The 16,467-nt window shown below is 70.4% G+C and carries 15 protein-coding genes; 8 read left to right on the top strand and 7 right to left on the bottom strand.

The annotated features are described in order from the left end of the window. Window positions 1–2 precede the first annotated feature (2 nt). From ACFV2X_RS25730 to ACFV2X_RS25745, 4 genes are read left to right on the top strand one after another with little or no spacing between them, the layout of a single operon-like run. On the top strand, window positions 3–926 hold the full coding sequence (locus tag ACFV2X_RS25730; RefSeq protein ID WP_385620480.1) for an ABC transporter permease: 924 nt from the start codon (window positions 3–5) through the stop codon (window positions 924–926). Beyond that, entirely contained in the window at window positions 919–1,926 is a 1,008-nt protein-coding gene (locus ACFV2X_RS25735) for an ABC transporter permease (protein WP_385620482.1), read from the top strand. Before ACFV2X_RS25730 ends, ACFV2X_RS25735 begins: the two co-directional genes overlap by 8 nt. A 10-nt stretch (window positions 1,927–1,936) precedes the next feature. Next, window positions 1,937–3,010 carry an ABC transporter ATP-binding protein gene (locus tag ACFV2X_RS25740; RefSeq protein ID WP_385620484.1) on the top strand — a complete coding sequence of 358 codons (1,074 nt, stop codon included), beginning with the start codon at window positions 1,937–1,939 and terminating at the stop codon, window positions 3,008–3,010. Beyond that, window positions 2,982–4,112 carry an ABC transporter ATP-binding protein gene (locus ACFV2X_RS25745; RefSeq protein ID WP_385620486.1) on the top strand — a complete coding sequence of 377 codons (1,131 nt, stop codon included), beginning with the start codon at window positions 2,982–2,984 and terminating at the stop codon, window positions 4,110–4,112. Before ACFV2X_RS25740 ends, ACFV2X_RS25745 begins: the two co-directional genes overlap by 29 nt. On the opposite strand, the gene ACFV2X_RS25750 is transcribed toward ACFV2X_RS25745, so the two are convergent. The 6 genes from ACFV2X_RS25750 to ACFV2X_RS25775 form a co-directional block, all read right to left on the bottom strand. Next, window positions 4,079–4,459 carry a signal peptidase I gene (locus ACFV2X_RS25750; protein WP_385620489.1) on the bottom strand — a complete coding sequence of 127 codons (381 nt, stop codon included), beginning with the start codon at window positions 4,457–4,459 and terminating at the stop codon, window positions 4,079–4,081. The genes ACFV2X_RS25745 and ACFV2X_RS25750 overlap by 34 nt on opposite strands. Before the next feature lie 21 nt (window positions 4,460–4,480). Continuing rightward, window positions 4,481–5,632 carry an ABC transporter ATP-binding protein gene (locus ACFV2X_RS25755; protein WP_385620491.1) on the bottom strand — a complete coding sequence of 384 codons (1,152 nt, stop codon included), beginning with the start codon at window positions 5,630–5,632 and terminating at the stop codon, window positions 4,481–4,483. Between the two features lie 12 nt (window positions 5,633–5,644). Continuing rightward, window positions 5,645–6,706 (bottom strand): ABC transporter ATP-binding protein, encoded by a 1,062-nt coding sequence (locus tag ACFV2X_RS25760; protein ID WP_385620493.1) that lies wholly within the window; start codon window positions 6,704–6,706, stop codon window positions 5,645–5,647. Window positions 6,707–6,719: 13 nt separating this feature from the next. After that, window positions 6,720–7,697, bottom strand: coding sequence for an ABC transporter permease (locus tag ACFV2X_RS25765; RefSeq protein ID WP_385620495.1), 978 nt, complete (start codon window positions 7,695–7,697; stop codon window positions 6,720–6,722). 124 nt (window positions 7,698–7,821) lie between these two features. Beyond that, the gene (locus ACFV2X_RS25770; RefSeq protein ID WP_385620497.1) at window positions 7,822–9,621 is read right to left on the bottom strand and encodes an ABC transporter substrate-binding protein; all 1,800 of its coding nucleotides are present in this window, start codon (window positions 9,619–9,621) and stop codon (window positions 7,822–7,824) included. Window positions 9,622–9,637: 16 nt separating this feature from the next. Next, a complete protein-coding gene (locus ACFV2X_RS25775) occupies window positions 9,638–10,669 on the bottom strand; it encodes an ABC transporter permease (RefSeq protein WP_385620498.1) in 1,032 nt (343 codons plus the stop codon). Window positions 10,670–11,117: 448 nt separating this feature from the next. Here ACFV2X_RS25775 and ACFV2X_RS25780 point away from each other — a divergent pair, with 448 nt between their 5' ends. Beyond that, window positions 11,118–12,329 carry a hypothetical protein gene (locus ACFV2X_RS25780; RefSeq protein WP_385620500.1) on the top strand — a complete coding sequence of 404 codons (1,212 nt, stop codon included), beginning with the start codon at window positions 11,118–11,120 and terminating at the stop codon, window positions 12,327–12,329. 11 nt (window positions 12,330–12,340) lie between these two features. On the opposite strand, the gene ACFV2X_RS25785 is transcribed toward ACFV2X_RS25780, so the two are convergent. Beyond that, on the bottom strand, window positions 12,341–14,512 hold the full coding sequence (locus ACFV2X_RS25785; protein WP_385620502.1) for a prolyl oligopeptidase family serine peptidase: 2,172 nt from the start codon (window positions 14,510–14,512) through the stop codon (window positions 12,341–12,343). Window positions 14,513–14,788: 276 nt separating this feature from the next. Between ACFV2X_RS25785 and ACFV2X_RS25790 the strand changes: the two genes are divergently transcribed. From ACFV2X_RS25790 to ACFV2X_RS25800, 3 genes are read left to right on the top strand one after another with little or no spacing between them, the layout of a single operon-like run. Continuing rightward, on the top strand, window positions 14,789–14,983 hold the full coding sequence (locus ACFV2X_RS25790) for a hypothetical protein (protein ID WP_014176694.1): 195 nt from the start codon (window positions 14,789–14,791) through the stop codon (window positions 14,981–14,983). A gap of 48 nt (window positions 14,984–15,031) precedes the next feature. After that, window positions 15,032–15,937, top strand: a complete 906-nt coding sequence (mshB, locus tag ACFV2X_RS25795; protein WP_385620505.1) for an N-acetyl-1-D-myo-inositol-2-amino-2-deoxy-alpha-D-glucopyranoside deacetylase — start codon at window positions 15,032–15,034, stop codon at window positions 15,935–15,937. Next, window positions 15,934–16,302, top strand: a complete 369-nt coding sequence (locus ACFV2X_RS25800; RefSeq protein ID WP_089504997.1) for a DUF6113 family protein — start codon at window positions 15,934–15,936, stop codon at window positions 16,300–16,302. The genes mshB and ACFV2X_RS25800 overlap by 4 nt, the downstream gene beginning before the upstream one ends. Window positions 16,303–16,467 lie beyond the last annotated feature (165 nt).

Genomic DNA, 16,467 nt, shown 5'->3' on the forward strand with positions numbered 1-16,467 from the left:
CCATGGGCCGTCATGCGCTTCGGCGGCTGCTCCAGATGATCCCCGTGTTCCTGGGCACCACCTTCCTGATCTTCTTCATGGTGTACGCGCTGGGCGACCCCGTCGCGGCCCTCTTCGGCGACCGGGCCCCCGACCCGGCCACCGCCGCGCGCATCCGCAAGGACCTCTACCTCGACGAGCCGCTGTGGCGGCAGTACGCGCACTACATGGGGCAGGTCTTCAGCGGCCACTTCGGCACCGCCTTCGACGGCCGGCCCGTCACCGACCTGATGGCCGACGCTTTCCCCGTCACCCTCCGGCTGACCCTCGTCGCCGTGCTCTTCGAGATGGTCCTCGGGCTCACCCTCGGTGTCGCGACCGGGCTGCGGCGGGGGCGCGGCCTGGACACCTCGGTGCTGCTGCTGACCCTGGTCGTGGTCTCCGTCCCGACCTTCGTCAGCGGCTCGGTGCTGCAGTACGTGATCGGGGTGAAGTGGGGCTGGACCACGCCCTCGGTCGCGCCGGACGCGCCGCTGGGCCAGTTGCTGCTGCCGGGCGTCGTGCTGGGCCTGGTCTCCCTCGCGTACACCACCCGGCTCACCCGCACCTCCATCGTGGAGAACGCCCACGCCGACTATGTGCGCACCGCCGTCGCCAAGGGGCTGCCGCGCCGCCGGGTGATCGTCCGCCATCTGCTGCGCAACTCCCTGATCCCCGTGGTGACCTTCCTCGGCACCGATATCGGTGCGCTCATGGGCGGCGCCATCGTCACCGAGCGGATCTTCAACATCCACGGCGTGGGATACCAGCTCTACCAGGGCATCCTGCGCCAGAACTCCCCGACGGTCGTCGGCTTCGTGACCATCCTCGTGATCGTCTTCCTGCTGGCGAACCTGCTTGTCGACCTCCTCTACGCCGTGCTCGACCCGAGGATCCGGTATGCCTGAGCCGTTTGACACCCCCCAAGCCATCGCCCCGGCCGGCGGCGGCGCACAGGCCCTGGCCGCGACCGACACCCAGGCCCTGCGGGGCGCCCCCGCGCCCACGCCCGTGGTGCCCGCGGGCAGACGCGGCCCGGGCCGCCCCGCCGGGCGGGCCGCGGCACCCCGCGGGCTGTGGTCGGACGCCTGGCGGGACCTGCGCCGCAATCCGGTCTTCGTGGTCTCCGCCCTGGTCATCGTCTTCCTCGTACTGATCGCGATCTGGCCGGAGCTGATCACGGACGGCAATCCGTACCGCGGCGATCTGTCCAAGGCGCAGGACGGCCCGGCGCCCGGCCACCCCTTCGGCTACGACCTCCAGGGCCGCGACGTCTACACCCGCACCGTCTACGGGGCCCGCGCCTCCATCGCCGTCGGCATCTGCGCCACCGCGGGCGCGGCCCTGCTCGGCAGCGTGCTGGGCGGGCTGGCCGGGTACTACGGCGGCTGGTGGGACGCCCTGCTGTCGCGGATCGCCGATGTCTTCTTCGGCATCCCGATCCTGCTGGGCGGGCTGGTCTTCCTGTCCGTGGTCACCAGCGGGTCGGTGTGGCCGGTGGTCGGCTTCATCGTGCTGCTGGGCTGGCCACAGATCTCCCGTATCGCGCGCGGGGCCGTGCTGACCGCCAAACGGCACGACTACGTCCAGGCGGCGCGGGCGCTCGGCGCGAGCGACACCCGGACGCTGCTGCGGCATATCGCGCCCAACGCCGTGGCCCCCGTGATCGTCGTCGCCACCATCGCGCTCGGCACCTACATCTCGCTGGAGGCCACGCTGTCCTTCCTCGGCGTGGGGCTCAAACCGCCGACCGTCTCCTGGGGGATCGACATCTCGTCCGCCTCCACCCAGATCCGCAACGCCCCGCACATGCTGCTGTGGCCGGCCGGGGCACTGAGCATCACGGTGCTGGCGTTCATCATGCTCGGCGACGCGGTGCGCGACGCGCTCGATCCGAAGCTGCGCTGAGGGGCGGGGAATGAACGCACCATCCGGGTCGCAGCCCGCCGTGCCGCGGCTGCTGGACGTACGGGACCTGCGGGTCGAGTTCCGCACCAGGGACGGCGTCACCGAGGCCGTGAGTGGGGTCAGCTACGGGGTGGACGCGGGCCGGACGCTCGCGGTGCTGGGCGAGTCGGGTTCGGGCAAGTCGGTGACCGCCCAGGCGATCATGGGCATCCTCGATTCGCCGCCCGGCTTTGTGACCGGCGGGCGGATCCTCTTCCAGGGGCGGGACCTGCTGGAGCTGGGTGAGGAGGAGCGCCGCCGGGTGCGCGGTGCCCGCATGGCGATGATCTTCCAGGACGCGCTCTCCGCGCTGAACCCCGTGGTGTCGGTGGGCGCCCAGCTCGCCGAGATGTACGAGGTGCACCAGGGCCTGTCGCGCCGCGGCGCGCACGCCAGGGCCGTCGAGCTGATGGACCGGGTGCGCATTCCGGCGGCGAAGGAGCGGGCGGGCGACTATCCGCACCAGTTCTCCGGCGGTATGCGCCAGCGGATCATGATCGCCATGGCGCTGGCGCTGGAGCCGGACCTGATCATCGCGGACGAGCCGACGACCGCGCTGGATGTCACCGTCCAGGCCCAGGTGATGGACCTGCTCGCGGAGTTGCGGCGCGAGTACGACATGGGCCTGATCCTGATCACCCATGACCTGGGTGTGGTCGCCGATGTCGCGGACACCATCGTGGTGATGTACGCGGGCCGGATCGTCGAGACCGCGCCCGTACGCGACCTCTACCGCCGCCCGGCCCACCCGTACACCCGCGGGCTGCTGGACTCGGTGCCGCGCCTGGACGGTGGGGGTGCGGACAGGGGCCGGGAGCTGTACGCGATCAAGGGCCTGCCGCCCGGTCCGGCGGACCTTCCGCCCGGCTGCCCCTTCACCCCGCGCTGCCCGCGCGCCCAGGACATCTGCCGCACCGAACGGCCGCCGCTGTACGAGGTGGCGTACGGGGACGCGGCATACGGGGACGCGCCCGCGAAGCGGACCAGCGCCTGCCACTTCTGGAAGGACGAGCTCGATGCCCGCGACGCCATCGCAGCCCCCTGAGCCCGCCGCCGAGCCGGGCGAGCCCGTCTTGGAGGTGCGCGACCTGGCCAAGCTCTATCCGCTCACCCAGGGCGTCGTCTTCAAGCGCCAGGTCGGCGCGGTCAAGGCCGTCGACGGCGTCTCCTTCGAGCTGCGGCGCGGCGAGACCCTGGGCGTCGTCGGCGAGTCCGGCTGCGGTAAGTCCACCCTCGCCCGGCTGCTGGTCAACCTGGAGCGGCCGACCGCGGGGGAGATCCGCTATCGGGGCGAGGACATCACCAAGCTGTCGGGGCGGGCGCTGAAGGCCGTGCGGCGGAATATCCAGATGGTGTTCCAGGACCCGTACACCTCGCTGAACCCCCGTATGACGGTGGGCGACATCATCGGTGAGCCCTTCGAGATCCACCCGGAAGTGGCTCCGGAGGGGGACCGCCGCCGTAAGGTGCAGGAGCTGCTGGATGTGGTCGGGCTCAACCCCGAGTACATCAACCGCTATCCGCATCAGTTCTCCGGCGGTCAGCGCCAGCGCATCGGCATCGCGCGCGGGCTGGCCCTCAACCCGGAGATCATCATCTGCGACGAGCCGGTCTCCGCGCTGGATGTGTCCGTGCAGGCCCAGGTCGTCAATCTGCTGGCGCGGCTCCAGGAGGAGTTCGCCCTCTCCTACCTCTTCATCGCCCACGATCTGTCCGTCGTCCGCCATATCTCCGACCGGGTGGCGGTGATGTATCTGGGCCGCTTCGCCGAGCTCGGAACCGACACCGAGATCTACGACCACCCGACCCATCCGTACACCCAGGCCCTGCTGTCCGCGGTCCCGGTGCCCGATCCGGAGCGCCGCGAGGGCCGTGAGCGCATCCTTCTGGCCGGTGACGTGCCCTCTCCGGCCAACCCGCCCTCCGGGTGCCGCTTCCGCACCCGCTGCTGGAGGGCCGAGGACCGCTGCGCGGTGGAAGTGCCCCGGCTCGTGGTGCCCCCGGCCTTCGAGGCCCCGGGCGGCCCGGCCGCGCACCCCTCGGCCTGCCACTTCGCCGGGGTCGGCGGGAGCGGCCCCCGCCAGGCCGGGGCCGTGCGAGCCGGACCAGGCCGTCAGACGGGCGGTTCCGCGGCCTCCACCGCATAGCCGGGCACGGAGGGCCAGCGGACCGTCAGCACCACCGACTCCTCCTCCGCGATCCAGGAGTGGTCGACTCCGCGCCCCCAGACGACGTAATCGCCCTGCTGTTCCAGGAGAACGCTGCGGCCGGGCAGCTCGACGCGGAAGCGGCCGCTGATGAGGACCAGGAGCGCGGTCCGCTCCTCGCCGCGCACCCACTCGGCTCGTTCGTCACCCGGAGGGTGCACACCCCACTTGATCTCCACGGCATCGCTGTGGCGGGGATCGTCGGCGTCCTTGAAGTGCCCGAGGATCCATCCCCGGTCCAGTGCGGCGTCCTTGCCTGCGTTGCCCACGTATACGGTGTCGTTCACGCATGTGGACGCTAGCAGGGTTCAGTCCTTGTGAACCTCCTGGTGGATCTCCTCCGCCGCGATCAGCGCCGGGTCGAGGATCACATCCTGCTCGCGGGCCGCGACGCTGGGGGCCTCGGGGAAGTGGCAGGCGGACAGATGGCCCTCGTGGTTGCCTTCGAGGCGGATCAGCGGGGGCTCCTCCCGCGCGCACTTGTCCTGGGCCTTCCAGCAGCGGGTGCGGAAGCGGCAGCCGGAGGGCGGGTTGATGGGGGAGGGGACGTCGCCGGCGAGGCGGATGCGCTCGCGGCGCGCGGTGCCGCGCGCGGTGCCGCTCGCCTCGGAGGCTGCTTTCGCGTCTTCGTCCTCGGCCACCAGGACGGCCTCGGGGACCGCGGAGAGCAGGGCGTGAGTGTAGGGGTGACGCGGGCGGAGGTAGATGGAGTCGCGGTCGCCGACCTCGACGATCTTGCCGAGGTACATGACCGCGACGCGCTGCGAGAAGTGGCGCACGACGGCGAGGTCATGGGCGATGAAGAGGAAGGCGATGCCCAGCTCGCGGCGGAGCTCCTGGAGGAGGTTGACGACCTGGGCCTGGATGGACACGTCGAGCGCGGAGACCGGTTCATCGGCGACGATGAGCTTGGGTTCGAGGGCGAGCGCGCGGGCGACGCCGATGCGCTGGCGCTGGCCGCCGGAGAACTCATGGGGGAAGCGGTTGTAGTGCTCGGGGTTCAGGCCCACGGTCTCCAGCAGTTCGCGCACCCGGGCCTCGCGGCCGCCCGGCGGCTCGATGCCGTTGATCTCCATCGGCCCGGAGATGATCGCGCCCACCGTCTGCCGGGGGTTCAGCGAGGAGTACGGGTCCTGGAAGATCATCTGGATCTCGGAGCGGATCGGCGCCAGCTGTTTGCGGTCCGCGTGGGTGATGTCCTGGCCCTGATAGGTGATGGTCCCCGCGGTGGGTTCCAACAGCCGGGTCAGCAGGCGGCCGGTGGTGGATTTGCCGCAGCCGGACTCGCCGACCAGGCCGAAGCTCTCGCCCGCCCGCACGGTCAGATCGATGCCGTCCACCGCCTGGACGGCCCCGACCTTCCGTCTGAAGGGGAAGCCGCCCATGATCGGGAAGTGCTTGGTCAGCTTCTCCGCGACCAGGAGGGGTTCCCCGGACGCGGCCGACGCGTTGCTGCTCATGGTCCGTGTCTCCTAGGCCAGCCGGGGCTTGATCTGCTCGATGAAGATGGTCTGCTTGCGGTCGGCGGCCAGATGGCAGGCCGCGCCCCGCCCGTCGGGCAGCGAGGGGCGCTCGGTGGCGCACCGGTCGTCGTCGACCTCCTGGGTGTGGGCGCAGCGCGGGTGGAAGGGGCAGCCGGGCGGTGGGGACAGCAGGCTGGGCGGAGCGCCGGGGATGGGGCTCAGCGGCTCGTCGACGGCGGAGTCCAGCCGCGGCATGGAGCCCAGCAGCCCCCAGGTGTACGGATGCTGGGGGGCCCGGAGCACTTCGCGGACCGTGCCGCGCTCCACGGCCCGGCCGGCGTACATGACCAGCAGATCGTCGGCGGTGTTGGCGACCACGCCCAGGTCGTGGGTGATGAGGATGATCGCGGAGCCGAACTCCTGCTGGAGATCCTTGAGCAGGTCGAGGATCTGGGCCTGGACGGTGACGTCCAGGGCGGTGGTCGGCTCGTCGGCGATGAGCAGATCGGGGTCGCAGACCAGGGCCATGGCGATCATCGCGCGCTGCCGCATACCGCCGGAGAACTGGTGCGGATAGTCGCGCACCCGCAGCTTGGCGTTGGGGATGCCGACCTTCTCCAGCATCTCGATGGCGCGCCCCCACGCCTCGCGCTTGGAGGCCCCGGTGTGCTTGCGATAAGGCTCGGCGATCTGGCGGCCGACGGTGTAGTACGGCGAGAGGGCGGTGAGCGAGTCCTGGAAGATCATCGCCATCTTGTTGCCGCGCAGCTTCTCCAGCGCGCGCTCGGGCGCCCCGGTCAGCTCCTGGCCGTCCAGCACGATCTCGCCGCGGATCTCCGTGTTGCGCGGGTCGTGCAGTCCGAGGACGGCGAGGTTGGTGACGGACTTGCCGGAGCCGGACTCGCCGACGATGCCGAGGGTGCGCCCGCGCTCGAGGTCGAAGGAGAGGCCGTCCACGGCCTTGACGACGCCGTCCTCGGTGGCGAAGCGCACATACAGGTCGCGCACGGACAGGAAGGCGTCGCCCGCGGCGGGGGCGGGGGTGGCCTCGGACTTGGTCAGGGTGGTCACGTCGGTCGTACTCCTAGGCGAGGCGCACGCGCGGGTCGATGACGGCGTACAGCGCGTCGACGATGATGTTGGCGATGACGATCGCCGTGCAGCTGAAGAGCATCACGCCCATCAGCATCGGGAGGTCCTTCTCGGTCACCGACTCCACGGCGAGCCGGCCCAGGCCGTGCAGGGTGAAGGTGAACTCCGTGATCATCGCTCCGCCGAACAGCGAGCCCAGGTCGATGCCGACAATGGTGATGATCGGGGCGATCGCGCCGCGCCAGGCGTAGCGGAAGAAGACCGTACGCCCCGACATCCCCTTGGCCCGCGCGGTGCGCACATGCTCCTCGTTCAGCTGCTCGACCATCTGGGAGCGCGTCATGCGGCTGTAGTTGGCGATGAAGATGATGGAGAGCACCAGCCAGGGCAGCAGCAGCCCGCTGAACCACTTGGCCGGATTCTCGGTGATCGGCGTGTACTCGGGCCGGTCGATCAGGCCCCAGGTGTCGACCAGCAGCCACAGCGCGATGACGCCGACGAAGTAGATCTGCAGCGAGTTGCCTATCAGCGACAGGGAGCTGAAGAACTTGTCGGTGAAGGTGCCGCGCTTGGCCGCCGCGATCATGCCGATGGACACCCCGATGACCAGGAACACGGCGGCGCCGCCGACTGCGAGCGAGAGCGTCGTGGGGTAGCGGTCCAGGATGGTCTCCCAGACCGGCTGGGAGTTGCGGAAGGAGTAGCCGAAGCAGGGGGCCGGGCAGTGGCCGATCTCGAAGTCCCGGCCGGCGAAGATGCCGACCAGATAGTGCCAGTACTGGAGCGGGACGGGCTCGTCGAGGCCCAGGTTCTTGTTGATGAGGGCGATGGCGTCCGGGCCGCAGTTCTTGCCGCAGGCCAGCTGCGCCGGCTCGGAGGGCAGCGCGAAGAAGAGGAAGAACGTGATCGCGCTGATCAGGAGGATGATGACGATCGCGCCGAGAGAGCGGCGTACGAGGAAACGAAGCATGGCGTCGCGGGTCTTCCGGTACGGGCGCCTTGGGCGACCAGGGCGGATCGGACGGGCGGCGCTGTCCGCCACCCGCGGAGGGTGGCGGACAGCGTGCCCTGGGGGCTGATGGGGTAACCGACTGCTACTTCACATACACCGCGGTCGGGTCGGCGGTTCCATACACCGAGTGGTACTTGATGCCACCGAGGCCCGAACCCCAGATGTTCCACTGGCGGTTGTAGAAGAGCGGGACGGCCGGCACATCGTCGGTGAGGATCTTGTTGGCCAGTGTGACCCACTCACCCGACGCCTTCTCCACGTCCGTGATCTTCAGGATGCGGGCGATCTCGGAGTCGACCTTGCTGTCCTTGAGGTGCCAGTAGTTCTGCGAGCCGTCGGCGACGTTCTTGCTGTCGAACAGCGGCGGGACCACGGTCGAGCCGACCGGCCAGTCGGCGCCCCAGGAGGCGCGGTAGATGTCGAAGCCGTTGTCGACCTTGGCGATCTCGGTGGTGTAGTTGTTGGAGTCGATCTCCTTCTTCTCCACCTTGAACCCGGCCGCCTCCAGAGCCTTGACGACGACCACGGAGACGTTCTGGTACTCGGTGGTGTTGGGGTAGGCGTAGACGATCTCCTGCCCCTCCTTGCCCGCCTCCTTCAGCAGCTCCTTGGCCTTCTTGGTGTCGCCGCCCTCGTTCCCCTTCTTCGTCTTGCCGAAGGGGTCGAAGTTCTTCCACCCGGCGAGCGAGGGAGCCAGCAGGTTGCCCGCCACCTGCCCGGCCCGTTTGCCGCCGAACTGGCCGAGGATCTGGTCGTTGGGCATGGCGTAGGCGAGGGCCTGCCGGACCTTCTTGTCCTTGATCCGGTCCATGTTGATGGCCATGTAGTCGACGTACGGCTGCACCTCCAGGAAGGTGCGCGACTTGGTGCCCGGGTCCTTGGCGACCTCCTGGGCGGCCTCAACCGTGACCGCGTTGGTGAAGCTCATCGCCTGCTTGTCGCTGCCCCGCTCGGCCAGCAGCCGGCGGGCGGAGTCGGGTTCCTGGATGCCGAAGCGGATGTCGAACTTGTCCGGGTACTGGTGGCGGACCGCGTCCGTCTGCGGGTCCCACTTGTCGTTGCGCACCAGGGTCAGCGACTTGCCCGGGTTCAGCTTTTCGATCTTGTACGGGCCGGAAGAGACCGGGTGGTTGTTGTACTTGTCGGCGGTGTCCTTCTTGCCGTCGGAGGGCACCGCGCCGACGTTCGGCATGGCGACCGCGTACGGGGTGTCCGCGTGCGGCGCCTTGAAGTGGAAGACGATCGTCTTGTCGTTCGGGGTGTCGAGCACGTCCTTGGGCAGGTGCTTGCCCTTGTACGGGCCGTCCGGCAGCGCCTTGCGGAAGCTCTGGCCGTCGCCCGAGAGCCACTGCGGGATGTACAGCGGACCGTCGGTGGCCCACTTGGCGTAGAGCCGCTCGATGGACTGCCGGACATCGGCGGAGGTGATCGGGGACCCGTCCTCGAACTTGAGGTTGTCCTTGAGCGTGTACGTCCAGGTCTTACCGCCGTCCGAGGACTTGCCGGTGTCGGTGGCGAGGTCGCCGACCAGCTTCACCTGGCCCTTGTCGTCGACCTTGTAGGTGGTCAGCGACCGGTTGTAGAGCATCTGGACGGTCAGCATGTCGGCGTAGTAGATCTGTGCCGGGTCGAGATAGGTGAAGGCGTCACGCTGCAGGACGTTGACCGTCCCGCCCTTCTTGGCGCCGGGCACGTCGGCCGCCGGGCCGGTGGAGTCGGTCGCGGTGCCGAGCGAGTAGTTCTCGGCCCTGGCCTTGTCGGGCTTGTTCTCGACGGGATCCTCCTCGTTGCCCCCGCCGCTGCTGCAGGCCGAGAGCACGAGGGCCCCGATCGCCAGAGAGACGGCCGCGAGCCGCCCTCTGCCCCGTGTGGATGAGGTCATGTGTCGTTGCACCTGCCTAGCGCTTAGTCTTCGGATCGAATGCGTCCCGGACCGAGTCCCCGAGCAGGTTGAAGGCCACCACGAAGATCACCATGGCCACGCCCGGGAAGAACATGTACGTGATGTCGTTCTGGTAGTGCCTGGCGCCGGTGGCGAACATCCGGCCCCAGTCGGGGGTCGGCTCGACGAGCCCGACTCCCAGGAAGGAGAGCCCGGCCTCGGCGGTCACGAAGGTCGGCAGCATCAGCGTCGACTGCACCAGGATCGGCGTCCACAGATTGGGCAGCAGCTCCTTGCGGATGATCCTCCACGGGGAGGCGCCGGTCACCTTCGCGGCCTCCACGAACTCCCGCTCGCGCAGGCTGAGTACCTGTCCGCGCAGCAGCCGCGCCAGGCCCATCCAGCCCAGCGCCCACTGGACCAGGATCAGAGTGATGACCCGTAGATAGGTCGGCGTCTCCTTCTCCGGATTGACGAAGAGCGAGTAGACGACGGGCGTGAAGGCCACGAACGAGAGCTGGGCCGGGAAGGCGAGCAGCAGATCGATGAAGCGGCCGAGGAAGTAGTCGGTCCTGCCGCCCATATAGCCGGCCGTGACGCCGACGAGGATGCCGGTGAGGGTGCACAGGAGGGTGACGGCGACCGCGATCAGCAGCGAGGTCCGTATGCCGTACAGGAGTTGGGTGAACACATCCCGGCCGAGCTGGGGCTGGAGGCCGAACCAGAACTCGCCGTCGATGCCCCCGTTGGGCTTGATGGGGTAGTAGAACTCGTTGAGCAGCCCGGGCCTGTCGAGTCCGTAAGTGGTGTACGGGTTCTTGCCGTACAGCCAGGCGATCACGGGCGCAAGTAAGGCGATCAGAAAGAAGAAGATCACGACGTAGGCCGAAATCACGCCTGTCTTGTCGCGTTTGAAACGCCGCCACATTAACTGGCCGGGTGACCGGCCCACCAACGGCGTGCCGTCCTTGCCGACTTCTGCCGTCGGCACGGCATCCGGGCCGGGCGCGTTCGCCCCGGGCGCGGCGGCCTGGGAAGGACTCGTCATCGCGTAGCGCCCCCCGCACTGATCGCTGTGTCTGTTTCGCGCTGGTCTACTCGCGTCATGTCGTTCCCGTCCGCCGGTGGTCGTGCGCGGTTCGGGATGAGCGGACTTTCGCAACCGAATAACAGCTCAGTCAAGGGGCCAGCGGAAGCGGAAGGGGTGCTCGCGGCAACCTTGAGCGAACATTTTGCAGATCGAGGTCCCGGCGTGCTTGACAGAGATCACTGGATGGCGACAAAGAGTGAGCAAGGCACATCAAACGCGTTAACACGCAAGCAACTTGGCTGACGCGATACCGATATACGGACGCGTCAGGCTGAACTGCGTACGGCCGTGCGGGTGCCGTAGACCGGCCGGGGCGCGCCATGTCGCCCCGGCCGGTCGCTTGTGCCGGCACATTGCTGACGCCGGGACGGTTGATCAGGGGCCGGGGCGGGGCAAACCTACAGCCATGGGGCAGGGACGGATACTCAACCGCGGCGCGCGCACCTTCGGGGCGCTGGTATGCGCTGTTCTCGGGCTGATCTCACTGGCGTGGATCGTCCGGGACTTCGACAAGGCCGACGAGGCCAGCCATGTCTGGTGGACCTGGGCCGGGGTACCGTACCGGCTCCCGGACAGCATCTTCGGCACATCCCTCGCCGACCCGCTCCTGCTCGCCGTGTACGTGGCCGCCGGAATCGCGGCGCTGCGGTCGTCGGCCGCCGCCGGGGCGCTGGGCTCGGCCGCCGTCGCCACGGTCGCGCTGCGCCTGCCCAGCCTGTGGAATCTGCACGCCGACTGGATGCAGGGCATCCCCGACGGGCTGAAGACCCGCGCGCAGCTGAGCTCGTGGGCGGCGGTCGTGCTCGGGGGCGTTCTGCTGGCGGTCGTGGCCGCCGCCCGGCGCCCGGCCGATGGGACCGCCCCCGACTACGCCGTCTCGCCCGCCGACAGCCCGCCCGGCCGGCCGAGGCCCGGGGTCGCGGTGACGGCGGCGCTGTTCCTGGGGGCCGTCGCGGTCGTCGAGGGCGCCTGGCAGATCTACTGGGCCCAGAAGCGGGGCTGGGACATCTACGAGCACCAGCTCACCGGCAAATACATGCTCACCACGCTGCTCTCGCCGCCCGGGGCATGGGCGGCCTGGACGGCGATCGCGCTGGCCCTGACGGCCGCCTTCGCGGCGCTCGGCCGGGCGCCGCTGGCCCGGCCGCTGGGGATGACGGCGGCCGCCCTGGTGCTGGGCGACGGGGTCACCGCGATCTCCGCGTACATCAAGTTCGACTACCTCGAGCACTTCGACGACCTGCCGACCGTGGGCGTGCTCTCCGTGCTGACCGGGTTCCTCGAGGGGGTCGTCGGGCTGGTCGCGCTGATCGTGCTGGCGCAGCCCGCCGACCCCGCGGACGACCCTCCGCTGGCCGGATGGGGCCAGCCCGCGGCTCAGCCGTACGGGGGCTACGGCGGGTACGGAGGCTACGGCGGCGCGGCGGGCGGCGGTTACGGGCCGGCGGACGGTGGCTATGGGCCGGCGGGCGGAGCGGGCGGTGGCTACGGCTACACCCCGCCCACGGCCCCGCCCGGCCCGCCGCCCACGACCCCGCCCGCCGCCCCGCCGCCGCCCGCAGCTCCGCCCCCGCCCTCCCCGCCCGCGACCCCTCCTCCTCCGCCGCCCGGCTGGTAGGCAGGCCCCGCTCAGCTCAGGCCGAGCGAGCGCCTGAGGAAGTCCACCTGGAGCAGGAGCAGGTTCTCAGCGACCTGTTCCTGCGGGGTCATATGGGTCACCCCGGACAGCGGCAGCACCTCATGCGGGCGCCCGGCCGCGAGAAGGGCCGAGGAGAGCCGCAGGGTGTGCGCGGCGACCACATTGTCGTCGGCCAGGCCATGGATGATCATCATCGGGCGGTGCGGTTCCGCCGCGCCGTACAGCCCCTCGTCGGTGACCAGCGAGTTGGCGGCGTAGACCTCCGGCTGCTCGTCGGGGTGGCCGAGATACCGCTCGGTGTAGTGGGTGTCGTACAGCCGCTGATCGGTCACCGGGGCGCCCACGACGCCCGCGTGGAAGACGTCGGGGCGGCGCAGCACCGCGAGCCCCGCCAGAAGGCCGCCGTAGGACCAGCCGCGGATGGCGACCCGGGAGAGGTCGAGCGGATAGCGCTTGGCCAGCGCCGCCAGCGCGTCGACCTGGTCCTGAAGGCTCACGCCCGCCAGGTCGTCGCGGACGGCCTTCTCCCAGGCGGGGGAGCGGCCGGGGGTGCCGCGGCCGTCGGCGACGATCACCGCGAAGCCCTGGTCGGCGAACCACTGCGAGGTCAGATGGGCGTTGTGGGAGGCCAGCACGCGCTGGCCGTGCGGGCCGCCGTAGGGGTCCATGAGGACGGGCAGCGGCCCGTCGTCCGCGGTGTGGCCGGCCGGCAGCAGCACGGCGCAGGGGATCTGGCGCTCGCCCGCGTGGACCAGCTGCGGGCGGGCGGTGATGACGGGCCGCTCGGCGTACGAGGCGATCTCGGCGAGGCGGTCGGCGGAGCCGTCGGCGGTGAGCCCGAACACCTCGACCGCCGCGCCGGGCCGGTCCGGTTCGGCGCACGCCAGGACGATCACCTCGCCGCCGCGCACCGCGGACCGCACGGCGGGGCCGGGCCGCTTGTCGACCGCCTCCCAGCCGCCCTGGTCGCCGCTGCCGCGGTACCACGCGCGGAAGACCCCGATGTCGCCGGGCTGTTCGGGCAGTTCGGCGTCCGCGCCCGGCGAGGCGGAGAAGAGCACGTCCTCCTCGCCGATGTCGAGGACCGCCCGGACGTGCAGCGCGCCCGAGGTCAGCTTGCGGTCGCCGACCATCAGCACCCGGGCGCCGCCCTCGTCCGCGATGCGAACGAGCCGCCCGTCCGGCGTCCATCCCGGTACACCAGGGAAAAGATCAAGCCAGACCGGGTCCTCGTCCACATGGACGGTACGGGTGCGCCCGGTGGCGGTGTCCACGGCCAGATAGACCTGGCTGCGCTGGTCGCGGGCCTGGACCAGCAGCAGCGGCGGGCCGTAGGAGGACCAGTGCACCCGCGCCAGATACGGATGGCGCCGCCGGTCCCATTCGATCTCGGTGCGGGACCCGTCCAGGCCCAGCAGCACCAGCCGCACCTCGGCGTTGTCGGTGCCCGCGGCCGGGTAGGCGACCTCGGCGGGCTCCCGGTCGGGGTGCGCGGGGTCGGCGATCCACCAGCGCCGTACGGGTGCGTCGTCGACCCGGGCGACCAGCAGCGCATCGCTGTCCGGCGACCACCAGAAGCCGCGCGAGCGGTCCATCTCCTCGGCCGCGATGAACTCCGCGAGCCCATAGGTGACCGTCTCGCCCTCCGGCTCGGCCAGCGCCCGGTCGCCGCCTCCCGCGCCCCCAGGGAGTTCCGTTACGCGCAGCGCGCCCTGCGCCACATAGGCGATGCGGCGTCCGTCCGGAGACGGGCGCGGGTCGATCACCGGCCCGGGCACGGGGAGTTCGCGGGTTACGCCGGCGCGCAACTCGGAGGCGAACAGCCGGCCCGAGAGTGCGAAAGCGGCCAATTCGGCGGTCAAGTCGGTGGCGTAGCCGATGACGCCCCCGGAGCCCTCCCTGCTGCGCTCGCGGCGCGCCCGCTCCTCGGCGGACAACTGCTCGTCGGCGCCGCCGAGCAGGGCGGCCGGGTCGGCGGCCGGGTACTCCCGCCGCTCGGTCAGGTCGTGCACCCACAGGAGGTTGGCGCGGTCGGTGCCGGAGCGCGAGCGCAGGAACACCACCCGCGAGTCGTCGGGCGCCACGACGAAGGCGCGCGGCGCCCCGAGGGTGAAGCGCTGGGTGCGGGCGTGCTGCCGAGGGAACGAGAGCTGTCCGGTCATGGGCCGAGCCTACGACCTGGGGCGCGCCGCTCCGGCCCCGTTGCCGCGGGCATGTTCCGCCCGTGGCGGCCGCGGAGATCAACTCGCCGAATGTGGCGAGAATCAGGCCAGATGACGAGGCCAATGGTGCGAACAGGCATGCGCCCCTGTCATGCTCCCGTGCACCGAGTCGTGCGCGCGGGCCCATAGTTATGATCGATTGCGCATAGTGGGTAGGCCCCCTGTGGCATGAATATGTTGTCCGTTTCGAGCGCGTGTACCTGGAGGTGAGCCGCTGTGGCGCTCTCGATTTCGTTGGTCGTGCTGCTGCTGATCATCGTCTTCATGCTCGTCCAGAAGGCTGGGCTGAAGTCGGGGCACGCGGTCCTCTGTGTGCTGCTCGGCTTCTACCTCGCCAGTTCGTCGATCGCCCCGACGATCGACGACCTCACGACGAACGTGGCGAACATGATCGGGGACGTGGATCTCTGATGCATGGCTGACCCGCGGCTCCGGCCGCGGGGCTCGTAGGCTGTGCTCATGACCCCGGTCCTTCCCGCCCGTCGCCTGCTCCTGGTACATGCACATCCGGACGACGAGTCGATCAACAACGGCGCGACCATGGCCAAGTACGCCGCCGAGGGTGCGCAGGTCACACTGGTGACCTGCACGCTCGGCGAGGAGGGCGAGATCATCCCGCCCGCCCTGGCGCACTTGGCCGCCGACCGCGACGATGCGCTCGGCCCGCACCGGATCGGCGAACTCGCCGTGGCGATGAAGGCGTTGGGGGTCAGCGATCACCGCTTCCTGGGCGGTGCGGGACGGTACCGCGACTCCGGGATGATGGGCGCCCCGCAGAACTCCCGCCCGGAGTGCTTCTGGCGGGCGGAGGTGGACGACGCCGCCGCCCACCTGGTCGAGGTGGTCCGTGAGGTGCGCCCGCAGGTCCTGGTCACCTACGACCCCCACGGTGGCTACGGCCACCCCGACCACATCCAGGCGCACCGCGTCGCCATGCGCGCGGCGGAGCTCGCCGCGGAACCGGCCTACCGCCGGGACCTGGGCGATCCGCACCAGATCGGCAAGATCTACTGGAACTGCGTCCCGCGCTCGGAGCTCGAGGAGGGCTTCGCCCGGCTGCGCGCCCAGGGCGACGGGGCCCCCTTCCCGGGGATCGCCTCGGCCGGGGATGTGCCGGGCGTGGTCGACGACGCGCGGGTGACGGCGACGGTGGACGGCGCCGCGTACGCCGAGGCGAAGGCGGAGGCCATGCGCGCCCACGCCACCCAGATCACGGTCGACGGGCCCTTCTTCGCACTCTCGAACGATCTGGGGCAGCCGCTGTCCGCCATGGAGCACTACCTGCTCATCAGAGGGCAGGCGGTCGCCGCTTCAGGCTCGGACCGGGGCCGTGAGGACGATCTGTTCGCGGGGGTGTCGGCATGACGGCCGCGCGCCTGGGGGCGTATGCGCTGCTCGGCGTGGTGGGGGTGCTGGTGGCCGCCGCGGGCGCGCTGGTCCAAGCGGCCTGGTTCCCCGGTGGGTTGCTGCTCGCGCTGCTCGCGATCGGCGCGCTGTGCTACGGCGGGGCCAAGGCGACCGACACCCGGGCGGGCGGGGTGGTGCCCGCCGGGGCGTGGGTGATCTCCGTGTTGTTTCTCACCGTGAGCCGTCCCGAGGGCGACTTTCTTTTCGGCGCCGGAGCGGGCTCCTATGCTTTTCTTCTGGGCGGAATGTTCGCCGGTGTGATGTGCGCCACGATGCCGAAGGTGTCGCAACCGGGCAGCGGCCCGGCCCGACTTGGTAAGTGACGTCACGTTTTCGCCTGGGCGTCCGCCAGGACGACGGACCGTGCCCGCCGGTGTGCGGGACGTGCTGTTACAGCGGTCGTCAAGTGCCTGCCCGCGGGGCCCAGTAAGGTGGTGCCGCCGCCGAGCCGCCCGCGCGAGTCTGACGGGCGGCGGAGCTAACTGGGA

Source organism: Streptomyces sp. NPDC059679 (assembly GCF_042734105.1).
In the GTDB taxonomy this organism is placed as follows: Bacteria; Actinomycetota; Actinomycetes; order Streptomycetales; family Streptomycetaceae; genus Streptomyces.

Excerpts from the sequence above, each read along its gene's own strand:
- ACFV2X_RS25740 (WP_385620484.1), top strand. The coding sequence starts at position 1,937 with ATGAACGCACCATCCGGGTCGCAGCCCGCCGTGCCGCGGCTGCTGGAC.
- mshB (WP_385620505.1), top strand. The coding sequence starts at position 15,032 with ATGACCCCGGTCCTTCCCGCCCGTCGCCTGCTCCTGGTACATGCACAT.
- ACFV2X_RS25785 (WP_385620502.1), bottom strand. The coding sequence starts at position 14,512 with ATGACCGGACAGCTCTCGTTCCCTCGGCAGCACGCCCGCACCCAGCGC.
- ACFV2X_RS25770 (WP_385620497.1), bottom strand. The coding sequence starts at position 9,621 with ATGACCTCATCCACACGGGGCAGAGGGCGGCTCGCGGCCGTCTCTCTG.
- ACFV2X_RS25730 (WP_385620480.1), top strand. The coding sequence starts at position 3 with ATGGGCCGTCATGCGCTTCGGCGGCTGCTCCAGATGATCCCCGTGTTC.
- ACFV2X_RS25800 (WP_089504997.1), top strand. The coding sequence starts at position 15,934 with ATGACGGCCGCGCGCCTGGGGGCGTATGCGCTGCTCGGCGTGGTGGGG.
- ACFV2X_RS25780 (WP_385620500.1), top strand. The coding sequence starts at position 11,118 with ATGGGGCAGGGACGGATACTCAACCGCGGCGCGCGCACCTTCGGGGCG.
- ACFV2X_RS25755 (WP_385620491.1), bottom strand. The coding sequence starts at position 5,632 with ATGAGCAGCAACGCGTCGGCCGCGTCCGGGGAACCCCTCCTGGTCGCG.
- ACFV2X_RS25735 (WP_385620482.1), top strand. The coding sequence starts at position 919 with ATGCCTGAGCCGTTTGACACCCCCCAAGCCATCGCCCCGGCCGGCGGC.
- ACFV2X_RS25775 (WP_385620498.1), bottom strand. The coding sequence starts at position 10,669 with ATGACGAGTCCTTCCCAGGCCGCCGCGCCCGGGGCGAACGCGCCCGGC.
- ACFV2X_RS25745 (WP_385620486.1), top strand. The coding sequence starts at position 2,982 with ATGCCCGCGACGCCATCGCAGCCCCCTGAGCCCGCCGCCGAGCCGGGC.
- ACFV2X_RS25765 (WP_385620495.1), bottom strand. The coding sequence starts at position 7,697 with ATGCTTCGTTTCCTCGTACGCCGCTCTCTCGGCGCGATCGTCATCATC.